The 19463-nt window shown below is 64.9% G+C and carries 17 protein-coding genes; 6 read left to right on the plus strand and 11 right to left on the minus strand.

The genetic code is table 11. The annotated features are described in order from the left end of the window. Positions 1-140: 140 nt before the first annotated feature. From CXQ89_RS10820 to CXQ89_RS10830, 3 genes are all read left to right on the plus strand, one after another. Entirely contained in the window at positions 141-923 is a 783-nt protein-coding gene (locus CXQ89_RS10820) for a peptidylprolyl isomerase (RefSeq protein ID WP_258060037.1), read from the plus strand. Continuing rightward, the gene (locus CXQ89_RS10825) at positions 924-2405 is read left to right on the plus strand and encodes a DUF349 domain-containing protein (protein ID WP_104054026.1); all 1482 of its coding nucleotides are present in this window, start codon (positions 924-926) and stop codon (positions 2403-2405) included. A gap of 94 nt (positions 2406-2499) precedes the next feature. Continuing rightward, positions 2500-3180: a hypothetical protein gene (locus CXQ89_RS10830; protein ID WP_104161222.1), complete on the plus strand. Its 681-nt coding sequence runs from the start codon at positions 2500-2502 to the stop codon at positions 3178-3180. On the opposite strand, the gene CXQ89_RS10835 is transcribed toward CXQ89_RS10830, so the two are convergent. The 9 genes from CXQ89_RS10835 to pdxT form a co-directional block, all read right to left on the minus strand. Further along, positions 3147-5318, minus strand: coding sequence for a bifunctional (p)ppGpp synthetase/guanosine-3',5'-bis(diphosphate) 3'-pyrophosphohydrolase (locus tag CXQ89_RS10835; protein WP_237685334.1), 2172 nt, complete (start codon positions 5316-5318; stop codon positions 3147-3149). The genes CXQ89_RS10830 and CXQ89_RS10835 overlap by 34 nt on opposite strands. Positions 5319-5894: 576 nt before the next feature. After that, the gene (gene secF, locus CXQ89_RS10840) at positions 5895-6938 is read right to left on the minus strand and encodes a protein translocase subunit SecF (protein WP_104161223.1); all 1044 of its coding nucleotides are present in this window, start codon (positions 6936-6938) and stop codon (positions 5895-5897) included. Positions 6939-6940: 2 nt separating this feature from the next. After that, positions 6941-8656: a protein translocase subunit SecD gene (gene secD / locus CXQ89_RS10845; RefSeq protein WP_104054023.1), complete on the minus strand. Its 1716-nt coding sequence runs from the start codon at positions 8654-8656 to the stop codon at positions 6941-6943. Positions 8657-8749: 93 nt separating this feature from the next. Continuing rightward, positions 8750-9247 carry a preprotein translocase subunit YajC gene (yajC, locus tag CXQ89_RS10850; RefSeq protein ID WP_372434133.1) on the minus strand — a complete coding sequence of 166 codons (498 nt, stop codon included), beginning with the start codon at positions 9245-9247 and terminating at the stop codon, positions 8750-8752. Positions 9248-9440: 193 nt separating this feature from the next. Next, positions 9441-10523: a Holliday junction branch migration DNA helicase RuvB gene (ruvB, locus tag CXQ89_RS10855; RefSeq protein ID WP_104054792.1), complete on the minus strand. Its 1083-nt coding sequence runs from the start codon at positions 10521-10523 to the stop codon at positions 9441-9443. Positions 10524-10533: 10 nt separating this feature from the next. Beyond that, positions 10534-11163, minus strand: a complete 630-nt coding sequence (gene ruvA, locus CXQ89_RS10860; protein ID WP_104161224.1) for a Holliday junction branch migration protein RuvA — start codon at positions 11161-11163, stop codon at positions 10534-10536. 84 nt (positions 11164-11247) lie between these two features. Continuing rightward, entirely contained in the window at positions 11248-11853 is a 606-nt protein-coding gene (ruvC, locus tag CXQ89_RS10865) for a crossover junction endodeoxyribonuclease RuvC (protein WP_104161225.1), read from the minus strand. Positions 11854-11860: 7 nt separating this feature from the next. Then, on the minus strand, positions 11861-12616 hold the full coding sequence (locus tag CXQ89_RS10870; protein ID WP_104054019.1) for a YebC/PmpR family DNA-binding transcriptional regulator: 756 nt from the start codon (positions 12614-12616) through the stop codon (positions 11861-11863). Beyond that, a complete protein-coding gene (gene pdxT / locus CXQ89_RS10875) occupies positions 12617-13300 on the minus strand; it encodes a pyridoxal 5'-phosphate synthase glutaminase subunit PdxT (RefSeq protein WP_104103802.1) in 684 nt (227 codons plus the stop codon). Positions 13301-13383: 83 nt separating this feature from the next. On the opposite strand from pdxT, the gene CXQ89_RS10880 reads away from it, so the two are divergent. Next, the gene (locus CXQ89_RS10880; RefSeq protein ID WP_104161226.1) at positions 13384-14655 is read left to right on the plus strand and encodes a Mur ligase family protein; all 1272 of its coding nucleotides are present in this window, start codon (positions 13384-13386) and stop codon (positions 14653-14655) included. Further along, positions 14652-15422 carry a type 1 glutamine amidotransferase gene (locus CXQ89_RS10885; protein ID WP_104161227.1) on the plus strand — a complete coding sequence of 257 codons (771 nt, stop codon included), beginning with the start codon at positions 14652-14654 and terminating at the stop codon, positions 15420-15422. The genes CXQ89_RS10880 and CXQ89_RS10885 overlap by 4 nt, the downstream gene beginning before the upstream one ends. 31 nt (positions 15423-15453) lie before the next feature. On the opposite strand, the gene CXQ89_RS10890 is transcribed toward CXQ89_RS10885, so the two are convergent. Beyond that, positions 15454-15651, minus strand: a complete 198-nt coding sequence (locus tag CXQ89_RS10890) for a hypothetical protein (RefSeq protein ID WP_104161228.1) — start codon at positions 15649-15651, stop codon at positions 15454-15456. A gap of 334 nt (positions 15652-15985) precedes the next feature. Continuing rightward, positions 15986-17305, minus strand: a complete 1320-nt coding sequence (locus tag CXQ89_RS10895) for a CapA family protein (RefSeq protein WP_104161449.1) — start codon at positions 17303-17305, stop codon at positions 15986-15988. Positions 17306-17426: 121 nt separating this feature from the next. On the opposite strand from CXQ89_RS10895, the gene CXQ89_RS10900 reads away from it, so the two are divergent. Further along, entirely contained in the window at positions 17427-19460 is a 2034-nt protein-coding gene (locus CXQ89_RS10900; protein ID WP_104161229.1) for a M3 family metallopeptidase, read from the plus strand. The last annotated feature ends 3 nt before the right edge of the window (positions 19461-19463 follow it).

A 19463-nucleotide genomic window follows, 5' to 3' on the forward strand; every position in this document is an offset into this window, starting at 1 on the left:
CCTGACGGCATGCCTAAACTATGTGCGGCACTCATTTTAGGTTGTCCGCGCGCGCCAAGGCGAACCGGAGGGACCTGCACCGCCCCGGCAGGACGCCGTCGTCCTGCCGTCCATGCCAGTCCAAGACCCCAGGAGACACAGTGGCCGCTCCCCGACAGGACCGTGAAACCCGCCGGCGCATTGCCCGGATGCAGGCTAAACGGGATCTGGCGCAGCGTCAGGCCAAGCGCCGGAAACGTGACAACCTTTTTGCCGGCACGGCCGGTGTCCTGGCACTGGCGCTGGCCCTGGCCCTGCAGGTGGCCTGGTTTTCTTCGAATCCGACGCCGGAGGAGACCCGGCTCATTGAGCAGCAGGCTGCGGCTGCCGAAACAAACGGTGCCGTCCCCGGCCCTGTCCCGGACAAGTCCGCTGCGGAGGGAAAGGTTTTCTCCGGAACGCTGTCCACCAGTGCCGGGGACCTGGGCGTGGAGCTGGACGGCAATGTCGCACCGCAGGCCGTCGCAGTGTTTTCTTCCCTGGCGGAGTCCGGTTTCTTTGCCGGTAAAACGTGCCACCGCCTCACCACGGGTGAGACCATGGGCGTGCTGCAGTGCGGCTCCGTGAACGGTGACGGAGCCGGAGATCCGGCGTACCAGTGGGGTCCGGTGGAGAATACGCCGGCGGACGGAGTGTATCCGGCGGGTTCGATTGCGGTGGCCCGGGGCGCCTCCACGGACAGCAACGGCACGCAGTTCTTCATCGTTTACAAAGACTCGCTTATCCCGCAGGATACGGGCGGCTACACGATCATGGGTAAGCTAACCTCAGGCCTGGATGTTTTGGAAGCGGTTGCCGCGCAGGGAGCTGTGAAGGAAGGCGCTGAAGTCCAGGACGGAACGCCGAAAACCCCGGTGACGATAGACTCGTTTACCCTGAAGTAAATGGCAGCGCGGGCTCCGCACTGCCAAACCTCGAGTGAAAGACTTTTAGCGGTGACAGACAGTCAGAAATCCGACGAAACAGTTTCCGGGACTACTCCGGAGGCTCCCGAAACCCCACGGCCCGCAACGCCCAGCCCGGCAGCTTTTGCAGCACGGCACCCGGCGCCTGCAGCGGGCCCCTCGGTAACCCCCAAGCCGGTCATCGCCGCACCTTCGGTCCACTCCACGTCGCTGGAGGAGGCTGCCCGCTTCGCCCGCGTCGAGGAGGACGGCCACGTCTTCCTGATTGTCGAAGGGGAAGAATTCCCGGTGGGCCAGTATCCGGATGCCAGCCGCGATGAAGCGCTGGCCTACTTCGTGCGCAAGTACGACGACGTCGCCAGCCAGCTTGCGCTGCTGGAGGCACGGGTGCAGGCCAAGGCTCCTGCCACGGACATGCTGAAGACCCTGAAGCACCTTGGCGAGCAGGTCGCTGAACGCAAGATGGTGGGTGACGTCCTGGCTCTCGACGCCCGGATCGAAACCCTTCGCAACAGCATCAAGGAAGCCGAAGCCGCTGAACGGGCCGAAGCCGAGGCCGTTCGGGCGCGCGAGCTCGCCGCCCGCGAGGCCATTGTGGCTGAGGCTGAGGAGATTGCTGCCAAGGATCCGGCCACGATCCAGTGGAAGACCAGCAGCAACCGGATGAATGAGCTCTTCGAAGCGTGGAAGACGGCCCAGAAGAACGGTCCCCGGCTCGGCCGCAGCAACGAAGACAGCCTGTGGAAGCGTTTCCGGTCCGCCCGCACCGTTTTTGACCGTCACCGCCGGGCTTACTTCTCCCAGCTGGACAGTGAGAACACCGCGGCCAAGCGTGCCAAGGAAGCGCTGATTGCCCGTGCCGAGGAGCTTGCAACGTCCACCGACTGGGGCAACACGGCCGCTGAATACCGGCAGCTGATGGATGAGTGGAAAGCATCCAAGCGTGCCAGCCGCAAGGATGACGATGCCCTGTGGGCCCGTTTCCGCGCCGCGCAGGACACCTTCTTTGCCGCCCGTCAGGCAGCCAACGAGGTCATCGACGAAGAGTTCGCCGCCAACCTCGCGGTGAAGGAAGAACTGCTGAAGGAAGCCCAGGGCATCCTTCCGGTGCGCGACCTCACCGCGGCCCGGAAGGCACTGAACTCCATCCGCGACCGCTGGGAAGAGGCCGGAAAGGTTCCCCGGGCCGACATGGGACGGATGGAAGCCGGTATCCGCCGCATCGAGGAAGCCGTCAAGGCCGCCGAGGACGAGCACTGGCAGCGGAGCAATCCGGAAACCAAGGCCCGTACCAACAGCGCCCTGAGCCAGCTCGAGGCCACCATCGCTTCCCTCCAGGAAGACCTGGCCACGGCAGAGAAGAACGGCAACGCGAAGAAGATCGCCGACGCCCGTGAAGCCCTGGAAGCCCGCCAGCAGTGGCTGGCCATGCTGCAGAAGTCAGCGCAGGACTTCTCCTAGTAGCTTCAACACCTTCGAAGGCCCGGCGGCAGCGTTGTCCACAACGCAGACGCCGGGCCTTCTGTTTTGTCCGCGGGTCGGCGAAGGTGGGCGCATGCCCGCAACCCTGTTTCCCTGTCCCGGGGTACTGCCGGCCTTCACATCCACCGGTGGTGCCCTGTTCTTTGCGGGCGGTTCTTTTTCCAGTGTCGAACTGCAGGCCATGGAGCGCGACGGATTGTTGCGCTGGCTTTATGCGGACAACTACGTGCGCTGGGACATTGAACCGGACCCGGTGTGCCGGGCACTGGCTGCCGCCCATGCCCTGCCCGCCCGGCTCCGCGGGAAAATCATGCTGGGACGGTTCACTGCAGCCTGGATTTATGGTTGTGCGCCTGCTCCCCGGCGGCTCCAGCTGCTGGTTGACCACCGCAGCCGCACCACGGCCCTGCCGCCGTTCAGCGCCGCCGTGCTGCACGAGGTGCATCTGGACAGTGAAGACGGCATGGAGATTGCCGGCATCACCGTCACCACTCCCCTGCGCACTGCCTCGGATCTGGCCAGGCACGGCCCGGAAGAGGAGGCCGTTCAGGCACTGCTGGCGATCGCCGCGAATCCGGTGCTTCGCTGTCCCCTGGCAGCGGTCCGCGGCGCGGTGGAATCCGGCCCCCGGCAGCCGGGAAAATCAGCAGCCCTGCGCCGCGTGGACCTCGCGATCGACCAGGCGCAGCGGGACCAGGCTCCCCCGGCAGGACCGGAGGATCAGACGCGCCGCCGGGAGCCCGTGGTGCGGTAGACGTCGAACACGCCGTCGATCTTCCGCACCGCGCTGAGAATGTGGTCGAGGTATTTCGGATCGCCCATCTCAAAGACAAATTTTGACATGGCAACGCGGTCACTCGAGGTGTTCACGCTGGCCGAGAGGATGTTCACGTGGTTTTCCGACAGTACCCGGGTGACGTCGGACAGCAGGCTCTTGCGGTCCAGCGCCTCCACCTGGATCTCCACCAGGAAGACCGAAGACTGGGTGGGCGCCCATTCCACCGGCACAATGCGGTCCGGCTGGTCCCGGAGTTCCGACACGTTGCGGCAGTCGCTGCGGTGCACCGACACGCCCGAACCGCGGGTGACGAAGCCGATGATGGGATCCGGCGGCACCGGGGTACAGCACCGGGCCAGCTTGACCCACACGTCTCCGACTCCGCGCACGGTCACGCCCGAGTCGGTGAACTTGGGCCGGCGGGCCGCGGTGGAAACCGGTGTTTCCGCCAGGTCCTCTTCGGCCCCCTGATGACCGCCCATCAAGGCAACCAGGTGTTCGATCACGTTCTGCGCGGAGGTGTGTCCGTCCCCGACGGCGGCATACAGTGCCGAAATGTCCTGGTGGTGCAGTTCCTGCGCCACGGTCACCAGCGCGTCGTGGGTCATCAGGCGCTGCAGCGGGAGGTTCTGCTTGCGCATCCCCCGGGTCAGCAGGTCCTTGCCCTTGTCGATCGCCTCTTCACGGCGTTCCTTGGTGAACCACTGCCGGATCTTGTTCCGGGCACGCGGACTCTTGACGAACCCCTGCCAGTCCTGGCTTGGACCGGCACCTTCGGCCTTGGAGGTGAAGATCTCCACCCAGTCGCCGTGTTCGAGCTCGCTGTTCAGCGGCACCAGTTTGCCGTTGACGCGGGCGCCAATGGTCCGGTGACCCACTTCGGTATGCACGGCATAGGCAAAGTCCACCGGGGTGGATCCCGCCGGCAGGGCCATGACCTCGCCCTTGGGCGTGAAGACGAAAACCTCACGGGCGTTGATTTCGAAGCGCAGCGAATCCAGGAATTCATCCGGATCGGAGGTTTCCTGCTGCCAGTCAACCAGGGAACGCAGCCAGCCCATGTCATTGTTGTCGGCGCCGACGGGTGTCTTGGAGCCGTCCTTGTACTTCCAGTGCGCAGCCACGCCGTATTCTGCGCGCCGGTGCATGTCATGGGTGCGGATCTGGATTTCCACGGGCTTGCCGCCGGGACCGATCACCGTGGTGTGCAGTGACTGGTACATGTTGAACTTCGGCATGGCGATGTAATCTTTGAACCGCCCGGGCAGCGGGTTCCACCGCGCATGCAGGGCGCCCAGGGTGGCGTAGCAGTCACGCACGGAGTCCACGAGGACCCGCACGCCCATCAGGTCATGGATGTCGTCGAAGTCTTTGCCGCGAACGATCATCTTCTGGTAGATCGAGTAGTAGTGCTTGGGCCGGCCGGTGATGGTGGCCTTGATCTTCACCGCGTGCAGGTCATCGGCGATCTGCGTCCGAACGGTGGACAAATACTTTTCCCGCTCGGGGGTGCGGTCCCCGACCATACGCACAATTTCGTCATACACCTTCGGGTGCAGGGCCGCGAAGGACAGGTCTTCCAGCTCCCACTTGATGGTGTTCATGCCCAGCCGGTGGGCCAGCGGGGCGAAAATTTCCAGTGTCTCGCGGGCCTTCCGGGCGGAGGACTCCTGCGACACGAAACGCCAGGTGCGGGCGTTATGCAGCCTGTCGGCCAGTTTGATGACCAGGACGCGGATGTCCTTGGCCATGGCGACCACCATTTTGCGCACCGTTTCGGACTGGGCCGCATCACCGAAAGTGACCTTGTCCAGCTTGGTGACGCCGTCCACCAGCATGGCCACTTCCGGGCCGAACTCGCGGCGCAGCTCATCCAGGGTGTAGCTGGTGTCCTCGACGGTGTCATGCAGAAGGGCCGCAGCCAGCGTGGTGCCGGTCATGCCCAGCTCCGCGAGGATGGTGGCCACTGCCACCGGGTGCGTGATGTAGGGATCGCCGCTCTTGCGCTTCTGTCCCTCATGGCTGCGCTCGGCAACCAGGTACGCCCGCTGGATCAGGTCCAGGTCCTCTTTGGGGTTATTAACCCGAACGGTGCGAAGCAGCGGCTCCAGCATGGGTGAGTAGCCGGAGCTGCCACGGCCTGCCAGCCGGGCCAGCCGGGCTCTCGTAGACGTTCTGCGGCCGGGCGAGGGACGCGCGGGCACAGGCTTGGGGCCGCCTGCTCCGGCTCCGGCAGGCACTGCGTCGGTTGCCTTTCCGTCTGCGCGGGGAGCGGGATTGGGCGTCAATGCGGGCTTGGGCGGCTGTCCGGTGCGGGATGACTGGGCCAGCTGCGGCGCAGCAGCAGGAACCCGGGCAGCGGGATTAGCCTTTACAGGTGTTCCCGTGGCTCCGTCTACACCCGCCTTGTCGGCCGGTTTCTCGCTCTCGCCCACTGCTGCCCTCTCTGAGACGTTTATCGACCTTTTCCACTTTATGCGCTGCCGTTCCCCCAAGTCACGGCGCAAGCTAAGCGAAATAGTCTTCGGTTCAAGTCTATGCCTGTGCATACAGCTCGCCGTACCACCGGGGATGCCCCGACGTGCCCCTGTATACAGAAGACCTCCGGGGCGGTGCACCAATCAAGGAATGCACCGTTCCGGAGGTCTTTTGCCGATTGCGGCAGCTTTCCCCGCAGCGCCCCGGCAGCGTTAGCGCCCGGTGGAGACCTCCGTGGCGCCGGCCGGAACTGCTGTCGCAGCAGCTTCCTTGGCTTCCTGCGCACGGCGTTCCTTGACGCGTTTGGCCTGCCGGACAATCTCCGGCTCGTTCCGGCGCAGCCAGGCGTACATCGGGGCCGCAATGAACACGGTTGCCACGGTGCCCAGGATGATGCCGATGAACAGCGCGAGGGATAGATCCTTGAGCGTTCCGGCTCCCAGCAGGAACGCACCGATGAACAGTACGGATGCCACCGGAAGGACTGCCACCACCGAAGTGTTGATAGACCGGACCAGGGTTTGGTTCACGGCCAGGTTCACCTGTTCCATGAAGGTGCGCTTGGTGCTCTTGTCCAGGTTCTTGGTGTTTTCCCGGACCTTGTCGAAAACCACCACCGTGTCATACAGGGAGTAGCTGAGCACCGTCAGGAAGCCGATGATGGCCGACGGCGTGACTTCGAAGCCGCTGAGTGAGTACAGGCCGGCTGTGGTCACCATGACCACCAGCAGCGCAGTGATGGCAGCCAGGGACATCTTCCAGGTGCGGAAGTACAGGGCCATCAGCACTGCAGCCAGGGCCACGAAGACGATGAGCCCGATCAATGCCTGCCGGCTCACGTCCTGGCCCCAGGTGGGGCCGATGAACGTGGACGTCACCTGGTCTTCTTCAACGTCATAGGCCTGTGCCAGGTTGTCCTTGATTTCAAGGGTCTGGTCATCGCTGAGCTGCTCGGTCTGCACCCGCACGGTGCCGGGTGCAATGTTGGTGATGCGCGCCTCGCTGGCCACCTCGCCAACGGCTTCTTCTCCCGCGGAGATGTCGGTGTTGGCCGCACCCGACACGGTGAATTCGGAGCCGCCGCGGAAATCGATGCCGAGGTTGAAGCCGCCCTTGGCAACCGGGATGAGGATGGAAATGATGACGGCCACTGCCGCAATCAGGAACCAGAGCTTGGCCTTGGGCACAAACGGGTAGGAGCGCTTGCCGGTGTAAAGCTCATTGCCGAAAGTGGCAAAGCGGGGGAGCTTGCTCATTCCTAGCCCTCCTTCTCTGTGCTGGGGCCGGATCCGGCCATTGATTCCTGTTTTTCGGCTGCCCGTCGCTCGGCAATAGTCATCCGGCGTTCCGCTTCCTTGGAAGCAGCCTTGTTCTTGGTGCGGACCGGAACTGTCCCGGGTTCGCGGATGCGGCCGGCACCGCGGTACAGCGGCACGGCACCCAGGCGGGTGGTGTCCAAGCCGGACCACTTATGGCCTTCGCCGAAGAACTTCGTGCGGGCCAGCAGCACCATGGTGGGATGCGTGAACATGAACACCACAATGAGGTCGGCAATCGCGGTCAGGCCCAGGGTGAACGCGAATCCACGGACATTGCCCACGGCTACGAAATAGAGCACGACGGCGGCGAGCACGTTCACTGCCTTGGACGCCAGCACGGTGCGCTTGGCACGCTTCCAGCCGTTGTCGACGGCGGAGACGAGCCCGCGCCCGTCGCGCAGTTCATCACGTATTCGCTCGAAGTAGACGATGAAGGAGTCGGCCGTCTGGCCAATGGCCACGATCAGACCGGCCACGCCGGCCAGGGAGAGCCGGTAGTTCTGCGACCAGCCGAGCAGGCAGATGGCGAGGTAGGTCAGGAGACCGGCAACCACCAGGGAGATGATGGTGACGAAGCCCAGGGCACGGTACTGGAACAGCGAGTACACCGCCACCAGGGCCAGGCCGATGATGCCCGCGATGAGCCCCATCTTGAGCTGGTCGGCGCCCAGGGTGGCCGAGACCTGCTGTTCGCTCTGGATGTCGAAGCTGATCGGCAGCGCACCGTACTTCAGCTGCTCGGACAGCGCCTTTGCTGACTCCTGCGTGAAGTTGCCGGTGATGCGGGGCTTTCCGTCGGTGATGACGCCCTGCACCGTAGGCGCGGAGATGACCTGGCCGTCCAGCACAATGGCGAACTGGTTGTGCGGGTCACCCTGCTGGAAGGCAAAGAGACGCTCAGTTACGCCCTTGAAAACTTCGGTGCCCTCACCGTTGAACTCGATGTTCACGCCCCACTCGTTGATCGAGGCGCCCTGGCTGCTGGTGGACAGGCCGAAGGTGGCATTGGCGATGTTGGAGCCGGGAACTTCCACCGGGCCGAGGATGTACTTGGCTCCGGTGCCCGGTTCGCAGGTGATCAGCGGCTGGTCGGCCGGGGCCGCTTCCGTGGACGCTTCCAGCGTGGCCGGATCCGTGCAGTCCGTGCTTTCGAATTCACGGTACAGCTCGGGGGTGATCCAGTTGTCGTCAGACGCGTTGGCCGGCTCGCCGGCGGGCTTGGGCAGCTGCTCATCCGGAAGCGGTGTTTCAACGGGGGTGCCGGCTGCAATTGCGAGCACCGGGCGGAACTCCATCTGCGCCGATGCCTGGATCAGCTGGCGTGTCTCAGCCGAGGGAACGCCGGGAAGTGAGACCACAACGTTGCGTCCGGACTGCGTGGTGATCTCTGCCTCGGACACACCGCTGCCGTCCACGCGCTGGCGGATGATTTCCACGGCCTGGTCCAGCTGTTCCTGGGTGATGTCGGCACCGCCCTGAACCTGGGGTGCCAGGATCATTTCGGTGCCGCCCTCGAGGTCAAGGGCAAGTTTGGGGGTCCAGCTGGCGTTGCTCCACATGGAACCGCCGCCGAGTAAAAGGGCCAGAGCAGCAAAAATGACGCCCAACCAGAGGAGCGTCTTTTTAGCGGCCGAGCCGGGGCCGGTACGAGGCATAGAGGATAGTCCTTCTAGGGTGAGACACACCGGAGGCAAGGTTGACTCCGGAGGGGCCCGCGGAGAGTCTTCATCCGCAGGCCCGTGGAGAGTCTAGTTCTCTTTTTTGTTTTCGCGGTTCAGGCGTTCGAGTGTTTCCTCGGGCGTCTCATCGGGATGCGCAGCCGAGTCGTCGCGGCGAACCGGGTCAGCGGTGCGGGGGGCGTCGTCGGCCTGGTCCGCAGCCGTGAGCGATGAAGCGTCGTCGGGAACTACGGGAGCTTCCTCCTCAACGGCGGGCTCCGTGGTGACAACCTTGGTCAGTGCCTGCAGGTGAACGGTGGCGGTGTTGCCCGGGGAAAGCTCCAGGACCGCTTTGTTCTCCTCGGAGTTGATCGACAGGATGGTGCCGAACAGTCCGAACTGGGTCATCACTTCGGTTCCGGGAACCATCTGGGTCCGCTGCTGCTGAACCGTCTGCTGCGTCTTCTTCTGCTTGCGGAACATCATGAAGATGAACAGGGCCAGCAGGATGGGCAGCAGGAGGCTGCTGAAGCTGAAACCTCCGGCGTTCTGATCGGCGGTGGTTTGGGCCATGACGTTTAAGAACACAGAGTGGTTCCGTTTCTGTTGTGGAGATGGTGTGCAGATATCGCAGGGCGGGAAGCCCGGGTCAACGAATGACCAGTCTAGAGGTAAAACGTCCGCAGCGGCGGAAAAGTTTCTCCCTGTACTGCATTTTCGCTCCCCCGGCCGGTATCCTCAACCGGTCCTGGCACAGAGCGCATCCGCTGCGGCCTGCCCGCTAGGACTCTTCGGCCCCGGCTTCCGCGGACGTATTGGTCCCGGGTCCGGAGAACATGTTCTCCGGCAGGTTCGCTGCAACATTTTCAGGCATCTCCAGGCCGAGGTGCTCCCAGGCGGCACGGGTTGCCACCCGGCCACGCGGTGTCCGCCCAAGCAGGCCTTCGCGCACCAGATACGGCTCGGCGACGGTTTCCACCGTTTCCGGTTCTTCGCCGACGGCGATGGCCAGGGTGGACAGGCCCACCGGGCCGCCGTTGAACTTGGTGACGAGCGCGCGCAGCACTGACCGGTCCAGCCGGTCCAGTCCGCGGGCGTCCACCTCATACATGTCCAGGGCGGCTCCGGCCGTCCGGGCGTCGATCTGGTCCACACCGTGCACCAGCGCCCAGTCCCGCACCCGGCGCAGCAGTCGGTTGGCAATTCGGGGAGTGCCGCGGGAACGCCCGGCCACTTCGGCGAACCCGGCGGAGTTGACCTTCATGTCCATCAGCATGGCGGAGCGGCGCAGGACCAGTTCCAGTTCGTCAGTGGAATAGAACTCCAGGTGTCCGGTGAAGCCGAAGCGGTCCCGCAGCGGACCCGGCAGGAGCCCCGCTCGGGTGGTGGCTCCCACGAGGGTAAAGGGCGGCAGGTCCAGCGGAATGGCGGTGGCTCCGGCACCCTTGCCCACGATGATGTCCACGCGGAAATCTTCCATGGCCATGTAGAGCATTTCTTCGGCGGGCCGGGACATCCGGTGGATTTCGTCGAGGAACAACACCTCCCCCTCAGTGAGGGAGGACAGGATGGCGGCAAGGTCTCCGGCGTGCTGGATGGCCGGGCCGGAGGAAATGCGCAGCGGCGCGTTCATTTCGGCGGCGATGATCATGGACAGGGTGGTCTTGCCCAGTCCGGGCGGTCCGGACAGCAGCACATGGTCGGCACTGCGGCCGCGCAGCCGGGATGCCTCCAGCACCAGGGAGAGCTGCTCGCGCACGCGCTTCTGGCCCACGAAGTCATCCAGGTTCTTGGGCCGCAGGGCGGCCTCGATGGCCTTGTCATCCGGGTCGCCGGTGGGGGCAACCAGTCCGTCGCCGGGCAGGATGGACACGTCAGCTCACCTGCTGGCGGGGAGCACGCGCCCGGGCGCCGTCGGTGCCCAGCCGGCGGAGCGTCAGTTTCAGGATTTCGCCCACGTTCCCGCCGGCGGCAACGTCCGGAGCTTCAGCGACGGCGGCGTCGATGGCAGCGTTGGCGTCCTTCTCCGACCAGCCCAGCCCGGTCATGGCGGCCAGGACCTGATCCTGCCAGCGTGCTGCCGCCGGGCTGTCGGCCGTTCCCAGCGGCACAAGCTTGTCGGCGAGCTCCAGCACAATCCGGCGGGCGCCCTTGGGCCCGATGCCGGAGACCTTGCTGAAGGCCTTGTCATCGCCGGTGGAAGCGGCCACGCGAATGGCTTCGGGGGTGTGGACCGCCAGGACGGCGAGGGCGATGCGCGGGCCAACGCCGCTGACGCTGAGCAGCGTTTCGAAGACTTCGCGCTGGTCCGCGTCGGTGAAACCGTAGAGGGTCATGGAGTCCTCGCGGACAATCATGGCGGTCTGCACCAGGGCTTCGCGCCCCACATGCAGGGAGCTCAGCGTTTGCGGCGTGGCCTGGACCAGCATGCCCATGCCGTGGACGTCGATCACCGCCGAATGCAGGCCAACGTGCGTTACTGTCCCGCGCAGGGATGCGATCATGACAAAACTCCAGGGGCTGTGTAGAACATATCTACGAATAGCCTACTGTGTGCCGGCGCTGATCCCGGTTCCGGCGCGCTGTGCTCAGCGCCGGGCACGTGCCTCCGCCTCGGCCCAGAGCCGCTGGGCCGGTGTCAGCCCGCCGGTCGGCGGCCTCACAACGGCCCGCGCCCCGGACGCCGATCCCGCCGTCGTCTGCCCCGGACCGGCCACCGAGCGCCGCCAGGCGTGGGTGATGGCCAGCGCCAGGGCATCTGCGGCGTCGGCGGGCTTGGGCGGGGCGTCCAGCCGCAGGATCTTGGTGACCATCTTCCCCACCGCGTCCTTGTTGGCCGAACCGGACCCCGTGACCGCTGCCTTAACCTCGGTGGGCGTGTGCAGGGCCACAGGAATTCCGCGTCGGGCCGCCGCCGCAATAACGACGCCGGAGGCCTGGGCGGTGCCCATGACCGTGCTGACATTGAGCTGGCTAAAGACGCGTTCCACGGCCAGAACATCCGGTTTATGGGTGTCCAGCCACAGGTCAATGGCGTCGGAGATGACCAGCAGCCTGCCGTCCAGGGCGGTTCCCGCCTCGGTGCCGACCACTCCGACGGCCACCAGGGTGGCGCGGCGGTTGCGTTCGACGTCGACCACGCCCAGCCCGCACCGGGTCAGGCCCGGGTCAACACCCAGGACGCGCAGGCTCACCTACGGCTCAGTCGTCTTCGAGCTGGGCAAAGACCTCGGCGGAGATGTCCGCGTTGGAGTAGACATTCTGTACGTCGTCAAGATCCTCCACGGCGTCCACGAGCTTGAGGAACTTCCGCGCGTTGTCTGCGTCGAGCTCCACGTGCATGGAGGGCAGGAACTCGGCCTCGTCCGTGTCGTACTCGATGCCGGCTTCTTCGAGCGCGGCAACAACGGCACGCAGGTCCGCGGCTTCGGAGATGATCTCGAAGTTCTCGCCGGATTCCTTGACCTCGTCAGCGCCGGCGTCCAGCACGGCCATCAGCAGATCGTCCTCGGTGAGGTCCTTCTTGGGCAGCGTGACAACGCCCTTGCGGGTGAACATGTAGGCCACCGATCCGGGGTCTCCCATGTTGCCGCCGTTGCGGGTCACGGCCAGGCGCACCTCGGAGGCCGCACGGTTCTTGTTGTCCGTGAGGCACTCGATCAGCAGGGCGGTGCCCTGCGGGCCGTAGCCCTCGTACATGATGGTCTGGTAATCGACGGCTTCACCGAGCAGGCCGGCACCGCGCTTGACGGCGCGGTTGATGTTGTCGATGGGCACAGAGGTCTTCTTGGCCTTGGACACCGCGAGTTCCAGGCCGGGGTTGCCGGCCATGTCGGCGCCGCCCGCGCGGGCCGCAACTTCGATGTTCTTGATCAGCTTGGCAAACGACTTTGCACGCTTGGCGTCAATGACGGCCTTCTTGTGCTTGGTGGTTGCCCATTTAGAGTGGCCCGACATCTACGCTTCTCCTCTGATGATCTGGATAAAAAGTTCATGGATCCGGCTCTCCCCCGTTACCTCCGGATGGAACGAGGTGGCCAGCAGGTTTCCAGAACGCACTGCCACAATTCTAGCGACGAATTCCTCAGCGGACGCATGACCATGCCTCTGCGGAGGAACCTGGGCCAGGACCTCGACGGAATTACCGGTCTTTTCCACCCAGGGCGCACGGATAAAAACAGCGTGCACCGGAGGCACGGAAAGGGCTCCATTTGCAGACGGCAGGCGTTCCAGGCCCTTGAAATCCAGCAGGGTTTCGAAGGACTCCCGCTGGCGGCCAAACGCGTTGCGGCGCACGTCCATGTCCAGCCCGCCCAGAGTCTGCTGCGGTTCGCCGGTTCCGCTGCGGGCCGGATCCGATATGCGGTCTGCGAGCAGGATCATTCCCGCGCAGGAGCCGTAGACCGGAAACCCGTTACGGATCCGTTCCTGCAGCGGGCCGTAAACACCGAAGGTCCGCATCAGTTTGTCGATGGTGGTGGACTCGCCGCCGGGCAGCACCAGCCCGTGGAGCCCGTCCAGTTCCCCGGGACGACGAACCGGAACCGCAGTGGCTCCCGCAGCTGCCAGTGCAGCCGCATGCTCGCGGACCCCGCCCTGCAGCGCCAGCACACCCACCCGCAGGGAACCTTCGCTTGTCATCGGGCCAGTCTACGGTTCAAATGCCCCGGCGGAGGGCAACGGGAAGAAGGTCCGCGGAGCTCCTTGCGATATATTCATAAACCATGAGTTCTTTCTCCGTCCTGACAGGCAAGCTGGTCCGCAGTGCCTCCAAACTGCGCGGCGGCGGCTCCGCACTGCCCGGCCTGGTGGTGGAGAAAATCGACCCCGATTTCATCCGCCGCACGCTGGCTGACCTTCCGCTCGGTGTTGCGGTGGTGTCCGGCACCAACGGCAAAACCACCACCACCAAAATGGTGGTGGAGCTGCTCGAAAGCCAGGGCCTGAAGGTCTTTACCAACCGCACGGGCAGCAACTTCACCCGCGGTGTCGCCGCGGCCCTGCTCGGCGAGGTGGACTGGCGCGGACGCCTGGATGCCGACGTCGCCGTCCTGGAACTTGATGAAGCGCATGCCGTGCACTTCGTGAAGCTGATCCAGCCGCGTTATTCACTGCTGTTGAACGTCCTGCGGGACCAGCTGGACCGCTTCGGCGAGATCGACAAGACCACCCGTCTGCTGGAGGCCATTGCCAAGGCCACCTCCGGCACCGTGGTCCTGAACCGCGAAGACCCGCGCGTGGCCGGCATCGCTGGCTCCCTGGACAAGCAGGAGGTCCGCTACTTCGGCCTCCACGAGTCCCTGCGCAGCACCTTCCCGAACGACGACGAGATGCGCGGCTCCTCGGCCGAAGCCGCGGCAGCTGTGCTGCCCGCCGACGTCGTGCTGGAGCGCGTGGCCGAAACCGACGCGGACTTCCGCGTGGACAACACGGTGGTGACCACCGGACTGAAGCTGCGCGGGGTCTACAACATCTTCAACGCCGCCGCCGCGCTGGCGCTGGCCCGCGTGATCGCCGGCCCGCAGGCCAATTCGGAGGCGCTGTTCACCGCCCTGTCCAACGTGGAACCTGCGTTTGGCCGCGGCGAGTCGCTGGTGGTCAACGGCCAGCCGCTGGAACTGGTGCTGGTGAAGAACCCCAGCGGTTTCCGGCTGGGCTTGAAGTCCTTCGCGGCCCACGGCTACTCGACCATGATCGCGATCAACGACAATTACGCCGACGGCCGGGACATGTCCTGGCTGTGGGACGTGGATTTCGAGACCCTTGCCGAGAACGGCGTGGACATGGTCACCGGCGTGCGCGCCTATGACATGGCGCTGCGGCTGAAGTACGACGACGTGCCGGTGGCCGCCATTGATCCGGACATCACCGGTGCACTGAAGAAGTTCATCGGGTCCTCCGGGTCCTCCCCCATGCGCATTTTCTGCACGTACACGGCCATGCTGGCCGTTCGGCGCGAACTTTCCAAGATCACGACAGTAGAGGTGGTCTCATGAGCGAGGCGCACAACCCCGCGGCCGGAGAAGACCGGACCATCAACATCCTGCAGCTGTACCCGCGGGAGATGAACATCTACGGCGACTGGGGCAACGTCCTGGTCCTGAAGCAGCGCCTGAAATGGCACGGCTACACTGCCAACGTCCTGGAATACAACGTGGGCGACGAGTTCCCGTCGGACGTGGACCTGCTGGTGGGCGGCGGCGGACAGGACAGCGGGCAGGTGGTCATCCAGGACGATCTGCAGGCGATTGCCCCGACCCTGCGCGCCATGGCCGAAGACGACCTGCCGATGCTCGCCATCTGCGGGCTTTACCAGCTGTTCGGCAACTTCTTCAAGACCCACACCGGGACCGTGATTCCGGGCATCGGGCTGCTGGATCTGGAAACCCACGGCGGCACCGAACGGCTGATCGGCAATGTGCTGTCGGTGAGCGAGGAATTCGGCGAAATCCACGGCTACGAGAACCACTCCGGCCAGACGTTCCTGGGTTCGGGCGTACGTCCGCTGGCCGAGGTCCGCAAGGGCGAAGGCAACAACTCCAAGGACAACTGGGAGGGTGCCCGCTACCGCAACGTGGTGGCCAGCTACCTGCACGGCTCCCTGCTGCCCAAGAACCCTGCCATTGCCGACTTCCTGCTTCAGCAGGCCGTGATCCGCAAGTTCGGTTCCTTTGAGCCGCGGCCGTCGTCAGCCAAGGATCTGGCGGAGCTGGCGAAGCTCTCGGAGCTGGCCCGGCAGCACGCCTCGCAGCGCCCCCGGTAGAACCGAGCCTGGAACCAGCGCCGCACTTCCTCTACTCCGTGCCGGCGCGCCGGAGCCGCACGGCTGCGACCGCCAGACACACTGCACCTGCAGTCAGTGCCAGGACGGCCACGAGCCTAGCGGTCCCGAAATCCTCGAACAGTCCCGGCGTCAGGATTACGGCCAGCGCTCCGAGCAATGCTGCACCAATAATGAAGAAGGCCGGGCGGTACTCACGGGTTGTGTTCATGCCACGGAGCCTACCCGCCGTCGGAGTACCCGGCGAATCTGCCTCCGGCAGGTGCGTACCTGCCGGCAGCCCTCCCCAATCTTGCCAACCCTAGCCCGATCTGCTGCCCGGATCCTTCGTGCAGATAACGGGGCTTGCCTCAATCCTCCGTGCAGATAACGGGCTCAAACCAGCGGATTCCGCCCCTTTGGGCCCGTCAACTGCACGAAGGAATCTGGAGGCGCGCTCTTGGGCGCATTATCTGCACGAAGAAATCCAGAGATAGGATTTTAGGCCCGCCATCTGCACGAAGAATTCGGAAAGGGATCTTCGGGTTGCTGCCCTCCAGAAAGAGTCAGCGCGCCGGATCCGTGGAGACCAGCCATTCATGGGCGCCGGCGTCGGCAGCACCCATGGATTCGACCACGCCGATGGTCCGGGCCCGCACCGCAGCCTGGTGTTCGGGAGTTGCGCAGGCCCCCTGGGGCAGGTCGGCGGCGACGGAGCACCAGCGGTAGGGGTCCCGGACGATCACGGACGGAGCCCACGCCAGGTCAGTGACGGACCAGGCGCCGTCGTCGTCCTGTCCGAACTGGGCGCGCAGGATCAAGCCCTCATTGTTGACGTCATACCAGGGCGACAGCTCGGTGACGGAGTTGCCCAGGCCATAGGCAATCCAGGTTCCGTTGTAGTTTTCGATCGGCAGCACGGAGTGGCTGTGATGGCCGTAAATGAAATCGAACTCTCCGCTGTCAGCCAGGGCATGGGCCACCTCCACCTGCTGCGCATTGGGAACGGAGGCGTATTCGTCCCCGGCGTGCACCGCTCCCACCACGACGTCGGCACCGGCGGCCCGGGCGGCCTTGGCTTTGGCGATCATCACCGCAGGATCCAGCAGGTCCACCTGCCAGTCAAAGTCCGCGATCATGCCGTTCAATCCGTAGGTGGCCTCCACAACGGAAACCTTGGCGGCGGGAGTTTGCAGGATGAAGGGCTTCGCAGCGTCCGCCTCCGAGGCATACGAGCCGGTGTGCGGCAGGCCCAGCGAGTCCAGTACGCCGAGGGTCCGGTTGAGTCCGGCGGTTCCGGCGTCCACGGTGTGGTTGCTGGCGGTGGTGCAGGCGTCATAGCCCACGTCCCTGGCCGCAGTCAGGATCTGCGGCGGAACATTGAACAGCGGATACCCGGTGTAGGGACCGTCCGCTTCTGCGACGGGTGTTTCCATGTGGCAGATACCCAGATCCGCCGAGTCCAGGTAGGCCCGCTTGCCTTCGAGCAGCGGTGTAAAGTCAAGCGGCATCTTCCCGGAGACCGCGGCGTCGGCGCCGGCCTGGGTCCAGAGCTGCGGATGCACCAGCAAATCTCCGGCCACCATCATCGAGAAGCACCGCACCGCCGCGCACTCCTCCCCCAGTCCGGGGGTGGGAGTAGGAACGGCGCCGGCAGCTGTTCCGGATGAACCGGGATCGGAGGCAGTTGCCGAGGCCGAGGCGGCAGACGGGTCCGGTGCGGAACTCGACGCGGAATTGGATGCCGGTGCGTCTGTGTCCGGAGACGGTGCCGCCGGTGCACAGCCGGCTGCAGCGGCAAGCAGGAGCAGTGCAGCAGCGGCTTTACCCCTGGCAGCTGCTCGGCCCTTTGCTCCGGCGACCAACCCAAATCCGATGCTGCGCATACCCATAAAGTGCTCCCCCGTGTGACACATTCAGCCCAAAGACCGCCCCGCGCAGTCCCGCCAAGCGTACGACGGCGTTTCTGTTGTTCGCGTCACTGAGCGTGTGCGAGTCTTGACGCTTATGAGTAACCCTTTCCTGCACACCAGCACCCTGCCCTACCAGCTCCCGCCGTTTGAGCAGATCACTCCCGATGATTTCCTCCCCGCCTTCAAGGCCGGCTTCGAGGAAAACCTCATGGAAATCGACGCCATAGCGGCAAACAGCGACACCCCGGATTTTGAGAACACCATCGCGGCAATGGAGCGCGCCGGTCAGACGCTGGCCCGCACGGCCTACGTTTTCTTCACGTTCGCGGCGGCGGATGCAACCGAGCAGATCCAGGCGATCCAGCAGGAGGTCGGGCCGCAGCTGGCTGAGCACGAGGACAGCATCTATCTCAACAAGGCCCTCTTCGAACGGGTCAGTGCCGTCTCCACCGACGGATTGGATGAGGAATCCGCCCGTTTGGTATCCGAGTACCGCCGCAGCTTCATCCGCGCCGGAGCCCAGCTCGACGACGAAGGACAGGCGCGCATGCGAAAGCTGAATGCCCGGCTGTCAGTGCTGGGCACCGAATATGCGCAGAAACTGCTGAAGGACACCAACGAATCGGCGCTGCTGGTGACTGACGCAGCTGAACTGGACGGCTTGTCCGACGACGATATCGCCTCAGCGGCAGCGGCCGCCGCTGAGGCAGGCTGGGCCGGGGCAGGCAAGGAAAAGTACCTGCTATCCCTGGTTCTGCCGACCTCGCAGCCGGCGCTGGCTTCCCTCACCAACCGGGACACCCGCCGGCGCCTCCTCGAGGCTTCCCTGAACCGCGGTTTCCGGAACAACAGCGAGAATACGCTGGGGATTGCCGGCGAAATGGCGGCGCTGCGTGCCGAGCGGGCTGAGCTCCTGGGATTCGCAAACCACGCCGAGTTCGCCACCGACAACCAGACGGCTCCGTCCCTGGAGGCCATCCACGCAATGCTCGGGAAGCTGGCCCCGCCCGCGGTCCGCAATGCACAGGCCGAGGCGGAACTGCTGCGCGAGGCTGCGGCCCGGGACGGCGTCGAGGACCTGCAGGCCTGGGACTGGTCCTACTACTCCGAGCAGGTGCGGCGCGAAAAGTTCAGTGTGGACCGCGCGGCGCTGCGGCCCTACTTCGAGCTGGAACGGGTCCTGAAGGACGGCGTTTTCTACGCTGCCAACCGTCTGTACGGCGTGACCTTCACCGAACGCCCGGACCTGGCCGGCTACCACCCGGACGTCCGGGTCTGGGAAGTCAAAAACGAGGACGGTTCAGGGCTGGGATTGTTCCTGGGTGACTATTACACCCGGGACACCAAGGCCGGCGGTGCGTGGATGAACTCGCTCGTGCACCAGTCCTCGCTGCTGGGAACCGCCTCCGTGGTCATCAACAACCTCAACATCGCCAAGCCGGCCGCCGGAGAGCCAACCCTGCTCTCCTTCGACGAAGTGGTGACAGCTTTCCACGAATTTGGCCACGCCCTGCACGGCCTCTTCTCGGATGTCACCTACCCGCAGTTCTCCGGCACCGCCGTTCCCCGTGACTTCGTGGAGTATCCCTCCCAGGTAAACGAGATGTGGATGCTGTGGCCCGAGGTCGTGGCGAACTTCGCCAAGCATTACGCCACCGGCGAGCCGCTCCCCCAGGACGCCATCGACAGGATCGAGGCAGCCTCCACCTGGGGTGAAGGCTTCGGCACCACGGAGTACCTGGGTGCCACGCTGCTTGATCTTGCCTGGCACGAGCTGGCGCCGGGAGAAACAGTGCAGGACCCCGAAGCGTTCGAGGCCGAGGCTTTGGAACGTGCCGGCGTCGCCCTGGATTTGGTGCCCCCGCGTTACCGGTCCGGCTACTTCAAGCACATTTTCGCCGGCGGCTACGCGGCCTCCTACTACGCGTACATCTGGAGCGAAGTGCTGGACGCTGACACCGTGGAGTGGTTCAAGGAAAACGGCGGACTGACACGGGAGAACGGGGACCGGTTCCGCCGCGAACTGCTCGCCCGGGGCAACAGCATTGATCCGCTGCAGTCCTTCCGGAACTTCAGGGGCCGGGAAGCAGCCATTGAGCCGCTGCTGCACCGCCGCGGCCTGGCCTGATCC

The sequence above is a fragment of the Arthrobacter sp. ZGTC212 genome (assembly GCF_002929255.1).
In the GTDB taxonomy this organism is placed as follows: domain Bacteria; phylum Actinomycetota; class Actinomycetes; order Actinomycetales; family Micrococcaceae; genus Arthrobacter_B; species Arthrobacter_B sunyaminii.